The following is a 5342-nucleotide window of genomic DNA, read 5'->3' on the forward strand; positions in this document are numbered from 1 at the left end:
TGGCGGCCTTCCTCCCATGGTAAAACGCAGGCAGTACTATGAGGCTTTGGAGGTGGCTGCATAGTCAGTGATATCCTTGAGAAAAATGTGTCAACTAATCTTGACAATATCACAAACGATCTGCCGTTTCGTAAGGTTAAATGCTACTTTGGTTTTGATTTTGGATAGGTCTTTGGGTACGGTAACATACGCCAAGCGAATACCCCCTTTCACGAAAAAATATTGCTGTGTTCTACTTCATTTCCCCATACGTCCCAACCGGGCGTGTGTTGTCGCGCAAATAGTTCAATACGCGGGAGATCTCCCATAAGCGCGATAATCTTTTCCCGCGCTTCGTCTGGCTTCTTGCTGTGCTGTTCTATGGGGCTAATAATAAACTGATGTACTGCTGCGGATTTCCGTTTCGGGTGTCCTTTCGTTGCAAGCAGACAAATTTCCGCATTTCCCCGTGTCCAAAAGCCCAAGCCATAAAACCACGTCCGGGATTTCCGGTTGAGCTTCAACCAGACGAAAGCCACGCTTTTATAGGTAAATCCCCACGCCTTGATAAGCTCCAACGCTTCATTTAATTGTGGGAATGTAGCCCATAAAAACAAAATGCAGTCCTGATCCGCGAGTTCCGCAACGGGTAAAGCGCACAACTCGTTAAGCTGCATTGTAGGATAATGTTTTTCTGCCGCCCCCTGTACTTTGCTTCTTTTGTATTGCCACGGCGGGTCAGCATAAATGATTTTATATTTTTTCACGCGCCACCTCCTTAATGGGCGTTGAATATGGATTTTGCAAGTGCGCCGGATTTGAACAGGGAGAAACAGAGGATTACCGTATAGGCTGCAAGGGAGAATATCGCGCTGTGCAGATTATCGGCTACCACCATTTCATTGACAAGGACGGCGTAAATGCCGACGCATATCATAATGAGGAAACCTTGAAAACCGAGGGCAAACAGCCCTTTTAGGTAGTTGTTCCCGATCTGTCCCCATTCCCGGTTTGTCATGGTTGCGAATGGGATAGGCGAAACAGAGCAATACAGTAGGGTAAGAACCCGGCGCCTTGCCATATTGCTATGGTAGGTTTCCGAGAACTCCCCTCCGAACCGGACTTACACCTCTCAGCGTATCCGGCTCTCCAGATGTCAGTCTAATTTCCCAGCGTGTAACTTATCGTGACAGTAGACGCAGAGTGCCATTGTCTTGCGCTTACGCCCAATCATGGCGATTTCCCATTGTTTTCTGCCACTTAAATCTTTGAGTTTTCGTACATGGTGTATTTCAAGCGGCACATTTTCTGCGCCGCACCACTCGCATTGGTTCGCTTGCAGTCTTTTAATCAGGCTGTTGCGTCCATAATTCTCAACGGCTCGTGCTACTATATCGGGATTTCCGCTTTCTACTTTGGTATTCCGGCGGAAACCGTCATTGTAGAACAGCACTTTTCCCACCTTGCCGTTTTTCTTCGGATACTCCACAACAAAATCTTTCCCTTGACGGTACTTGCGGATAATTCTGCTGATTCGTGTCCGATATTTTCCAGCAAAGGTTTTGAGCATACTGTATCTCATTACATAGTAGAAGTTATTGAGTACAGACACGTTGTTTGCAAGTCGGTAGTAGTTATACAATCCACGGATTTCTGCGTTGTATTGGTTTAGGATTTCCAAATCGTCCAAGTGCAACAGGCGAGTGCGCCGGACAGGTTCCCAAACCTCTTTGTTTCCATTTTGTTTGTCGTATTTAATCTTGAGGGCATTGTAGGAGAACAGTCGTTTTACCCACTTATCATGGGGAACATAAAGTAAGACTTTTCCATTGTTTACCCGTCTGGTAGCCCCGGTTTTGGTCTTTTTGTTGTGTTCGCCTTTGGCGATTGTGACCTCATATCCCAAGAACTTCGCAGCGTCGTGTCCATGAGTAATCAATGTCTTTTCCTCGGACATTTCCAGATGGAGTTTGTCCCGGATAAAGCAGCCTACATCTTGTTTAATCTGTTCTGCGTCCTCTTTGCTGCCGATAACTCCAATTAAGAAATCATCGGTATATCGGATATAGCAAATCCGTTTATAGCTATCGTCCATCTGGTCGCTATACGGCATAGATTTCAGACTACGCCGCAGTTCCCGGATTTCTGCAATTAAGCCCTCTTTTTCTTCCTCGCTCATTTTAGAGAGATTTCTTTTAAGCCTTTGTTCTTTCCCCCGGCAGACATCCAGCTTCTTCTTGAACGCAGGATTGATTTTACGGCGGTTTCCGCAGTTGAATTTCTCTGCATACTCTGCCATATAGCTATCCAGTTCGTTCATGTAGATGTTTGCAAGGATAGGGCTGATGATGGAGCCTTGCGGAGTGCCGGAATAAGTATTGTGATAATTCCAATCCTCCATATATCCAGCTTTCAAGAACTTCCAGAGCAGACCGATGAAATGTTCATCTGCAATCCGCTTTCGCAAAATAGCAATCAACACATGATGGTCTACGTTGTCAAAACAGCCCTTTATATCTCCCTCAACGAACCACTTTGTCCCCGTAAAATATTTCTGCACATATTTGAGTGCCGTATGACAGCTTCTGTTTATACGGAAACCGTGGGAATAGTCGCTAAAGGTTGGCTCATAAATACTCTCTAAGATGAGCCGCACCACCTCCTGTATCAGTTTATCGTCGAATGACGGTATCCCCAGAGGACGCATTTTCCCATTGGATTTCGGGATATACGTTCTCCTTGCCGGGTTAGGCTGATAACTAAAATCCCGCATCTTTTCAATGAGGGCGTTTATCCTTGCCATTCCCATTCCGTCAATGGTTTTGCCGTCTGTTCCGGCTGTCATGTTGCCTGGTTTCGCCTGTATCCGCTGATATGCCAGCAGATAGAATTGTGGATTGTACAGGTTGCGGTATAACCGCTCGTACTTGTAACTCTTGTTACACGCCTTGGATTTTAGGCTTTCCAACACATTTTCAGGACTTCTCATAATGCCTCACGCACCTTTCCTTTTTATGAATTGGTTGACATCCTGCCTCCCTTCGCCATGTAGACGGCTTTCCCGCCCTCGGACTACTACGGAGGCTCCGTTGCCATGCCGGATATTCAGCGTCATCTTTCTTGGGTTTTTACCCCTTGAAATTTATCGCCTTGCGGCATTACGCATAGCCGGATAGTTCCGGCGTTCCGGTTTAGGCAATCTCCAGTTAGACACTTTGGGAAAAGCGTATTGTGATGTCGGTAGTGGGTTTTCGTCCTTTTCCGCTTACTGCGGCTGGCTGTCATAAGTATCGTGCGGTCTGTGTTTACCTGTCACATTCCGCTATGACATACGGCGAATACAACCATCCTGCGCCGTCGGGTCGAGTATCCCGCCTCGGACTGCCCTTAAAGCAGTTTAGCCTTGCTCCTCATTCACAATGTTGCGTCTTGCCGCTCAGTCGTGGGTAGATGGTTTTCCCAACTTGCGATTTTTCCGATACGCTATTGTCCCCCTTGTGGTTTCCCTCCGAGGTAAATCGGATGACGCTAAAGTGACGCTTTTCACGTCTTTGATACTTTTCTTTACCGGCTTGCTAAAGCCGGGTTCCCAAAATGCCCGCACACCGCCTTTGGATGAAAAGCGGCGCTTCTGGACGCGCGGTATATTTCTATCATTCTGCCGTAGAGGATAACCGTTATCAGCACCGACATGATTTTCATACATAGGCTGACAAGGCTTGTTTCCATAACGAGCAGGAGCAATTCGGGGATTTCCATAGCTTCCAGCCCGTCCTGCATGGACGCGAGGGCTTCGGCGGCGTCAATGGAAGTTTCGCCGCCGATCACCCCCGCCGCGCCGGAAACAACGTGCTGCGCCACGTCGAACACCGCCATTGTTATATCAAAGGTGTGCGTTACGAGGAATACCGCCACAAACGCTTTGAAAAACCATTTGAAAAAGATAAAGGTGTCAACGTCGTGCATATTGTTTTTTTCCACTACCATGCTGATTAGCTCATAGCATAGGACATAGGTAATGACAAGCCCCGCAATCGGTACGACGACGTTTTCCGATAGCGTCTGTATCATGGAAAAGATGTTCGCGTTCCAGCCTTGCGGGGTTTGCCCTACCTGCGTTGCGATTGTGCCTACTTTCTCGTTTACGTCCCCGAACATAGTTGACAGATTACCGTTGATGGCTCCGATCAGAATACCTTTTATCCATTCGTTAATCGCGTCAAGTATGCTCTGCATAGGCTACCTCCGCGGCTTATGAAAAAAGCCCGGAGAGAAGCGGCACCAACAGCATACCGACGAGGGCGACACCGCCGCCCGCCATAAGCTGCTTCATGCCCTGGCTTTTTGCGCCCGGATTATCATTTCCGTAGCCCTCAAGCAAGTTGATTACGCCCCAGATACCAAGTCCGGCACCGAGCGCGATAACAAGGGTCTGCAAAACGGTAACTGCTTGATTAAAAAATTCCATATAACCTCACTTTCTGCCGCGTTTTGCGGCGGTAAAAATATGTTTGTGTTGGATTTCGGGTAAAAAAATAGCGGTAGTCTTTTCGGCTACCGCATGGGGAAAGGGATATGCTGTTTACAAGTAGGGGCGCGTCCCCAATAGGGACAGGGATTTTTGCGTCTGATAAAAACCTCCTTTCTGCGCCGCCTTACAAGTCGGCGGCGTCTATGGCGTAGTAGTCAAATACTTCGTCCGGCTTGACGATTGCGAGGCGGCGGCGCAAGTGCTTTTCCATGTCAAAGGCGTTTTTCTTGTCATAGTCGGAGAGGTATTTGTAGTTCGGGTGCTGCGTTATGTCGTACTTGTCCGAGAAAAACGGACGCACACCCCGTAGCTGCAAGATACATTTTCCGCCGTCCATTACGGCGATTTCGTCCTGCGTCATAAGTTCCTTGCCGAGCTTTTGGAAGTTCAGCCCGTGGGACAGCTCCCGTCCGCGTGTTTCCGAGGTATTGAAGCTGTCAATCGTTTCTTTCCCCAAGATTTCCGATATTTCTTTGAGGGTCGTTTTCTCCTTGCCGCCGAGGAAAAGCGTGGTGTCGCAGTTGCCGACTATGGTATCGGCGTTGTCCTTATAGATTGCCTTTAACTGCGATTGACTTTGCAGAATGATAGAAGCGGAGATTTCCCGGCTTCGTATGGTGGCGATCAGCTTTTCAAACTTCGGGATTTGTCCGATGTTCGCAAACTCGTCTAACAGACAGCGCACATGGACGGGCAGCCGCCCGCCGTACACATCATCTGTGATATTGTCAAGATTAGTTGACACATTTTTCTCAAGGATATCACTGACTATGCAGCCACCTCCAAAGCCTCATAGTACTGCCTGCGTTTTACCATGGGAGGAAGGCCGCCA

General features: G+C 48.0%; 3 protein-coding genes and 4 pseudogenes. All 7 read right to left on the reverse strand.

Annotation, left to right across the window (positions count from 1 at the left end; translation table 11 throughout):
* Positions 1–111: 111 nt before the first annotated feature.
* A pseudogene (locus tag H6A32_RS15430) lies at positions 112–195 on the reverse strand (PrgI family protein); the annotation flags it as partial.
* A gap of 14 nt (positions 196–209) precedes the next feature.
* On the reverse strand, positions 210–746 hold the full coding sequence (locus H6A32_RS15435; RefSeq protein ID WP_087150715.1) for an MT-A70 family methyltransferase: 537 nt from the start codon (positions 744–746) through the stop codon (positions 210–212).
* Positions 747–757: 11 nt separating this feature from the next.
* Positions 758–1033: pseudogene (locus H6A32_RS15440) on the reverse strand (VirB6/TrbL-like conjugal transfer protein, CD1112 family); the annotation flags it as partial.
* A gap of 102 nt (positions 1034–1135) precedes the next feature.
* The gene (locus H6A32_RS15445; RefSeq protein ID WP_087150717.1) at positions 1136–2968 is read right to left on the reverse strand and encodes a reverse transcriptase/maturase family protein; all 1833 of its coding nucleotides are present in this window, start codon (positions 2966–2968) and stop codon (positions 1136–1138) included.
* A 653-nt stretch (positions 2969–3621) separates the two neighbouring features.
* Positions 3622–4215 (reverse strand): annotated as a pseudogene (locus H6A32_RS15450) (VirB6/TrbL-like conjugal transfer protein, CD1112 family); the annotation flags it as partial.
* Between the two features lie 16 nt (positions 4216–4231).
* Complete coding sequence (locus tag H6A32_RS15455) at positions 4232–4447, reverse strand: Maff2 family mobile element protein (protein ID WP_009270787.1); 216 nt, start codon at positions 4445–4447, stop codon at positions 4232–4234.
* 187 nt (positions 4448–4634) lie between these two features.
* Positions 4635–5228, reverse strand: a pseudogene (locus tag H6A32_RS15460) (type IV secretory system conjugative DNA transfer family protein); the annotation flags it as partial.
* Positions 5229–5342: the final 114 nt, after the last annotated feature.

This window comes from Drancourtella massiliensis, assembly GCF_016900655.1.
Taxonomy (GTDB): Bacteria; Bacillota; Clostridia; order Lachnospirales; family Lachnospiraceae; genus Sellimonas; species Sellimonas catena.